Below are 1,173 nucleotides of genomic sequence, written 5' to 3'. Positions count from 1 at the left end.
GGGCTATGCTTGTACTATACGCCTTGCTGCTAGCTCCAGGAGCAAGCGCCGGTAATGATTTGCTGTTTAAAAAACTTATCACAGGAAATTTTCAACAGGTAGATCCGCTCGTGGTTATAGTATTCTCTTTTTTAGGACTTTTCCCAGTATTGTTTATGGTAATGATCTGTAAAAAAGATACATACAAACTGCCTGGATGGCCATTTTCTCTTCTATCATTTGCGCTTGGAGCTTTTTCTCTTTTGTTCTATTATCATTGGAAAGGACAAAAAGTTCGAACACGTTCGCGTATTCCTTCACGTTTCATTGCTATCATTTCTTCTCGTCTATGGATTGGATTATGCTTAGCGCTCACGATTGCAGGTTACGCATACGGACTATCCTTAGGTTCAATAAAAGCTTATGGAGATGCTTTTATGCAGTCACAGCTTGTTAGCGTGATGACCGCTGATTTTTTTGTTTTAACGTGGCTTTCTTACTCCGTTATGACAAAAGAAAGGATAGCATCCCGGCCTTACCTTCTTTTATGTTTCATTCCAGTTGCGGGCCCTTTTCTTATTTTGTTGCTGTTTCCCCGCCAAGATGGTAGAGAAGAAAAACTTTAAATAAAAGTCTTGCGTTCCATTCATTATTCCGTTATAATCATTTCTTGTACGATGAAAGTTGATTAATTAGAAAACATTTATATATCGGCATTTTATTTACATTTGTTATACATACCTGCGCTGTGCGTATACTCATGTTGTCTTAAACCTTTGAGTGTTAAAAGGGAGCTCAAAATTTAGCTGCAGATAGCACGCCCTTCTTGGGACGCTAAACCCGGCTATGAGGGCACCCACCTAGTAGATCTGGGTATTTAAGACACTTAGGGTTACGGCAGTGCGGGCTTATTTTTTAGTTAGCTGTAGCTAGCTTTTTTTATTTTTCATTTTACTAGTTTACATAATTATTTTATTGTTAACTTATATTTTTTTTAGACATGTATGTTTTATTTATCTTCGATTGAGGAACATAAAAAGTAATAAAGGAGATGGATAAAATGAATGAACAAAAAATTGCTAAAAAAGTAAACGAAGTATTAGAAGGAAATCGTGTAGGAACATTAGCCACAGTTGTGAACAACAAACCCCACTCTCGCTATATGACATTCTTTAGCGATGAAGATGGTATCGC

At 37.0% G+C, this 1,173-nt stretch carries 1 protein-coding gene, 1 other RNA gene and 1 pseudogene; all 3 read left to right on the top strand.

Annotated features, from left to right (window positions below; genetic code table 11):
- On the top strand, nucleotides 1–605 hold a 605-nt coding region (locus AC1DRF_RS28750), incomplete at its 5' end, for a hypothetical protein (RefSeq protein WP_477742405.1).
- A gap of 109 nt (nucleotides 606–714) precedes the next feature.
- Nucleotides 715–892, top strand: a non-coding RNA gene (ssrS, locus tag AC1DRF_RS28745) — 6S RNA.
- A gap of 147 nt (nucleotides 893–1,039) precedes the next feature.
- Nucleotides 1,040–1,173 (top strand): annotated as a pseudogene (locus AC1DRF_RS28740) (pyridoxamine 5'-phosphate oxidase family protein); the annotation flags it as partial.

Source organism: Priestia sp. P5_B4, assembly GCF_056400385.1.
This window is presented reverse-complemented; position numbering and strand designations above follow the sequence as displayed.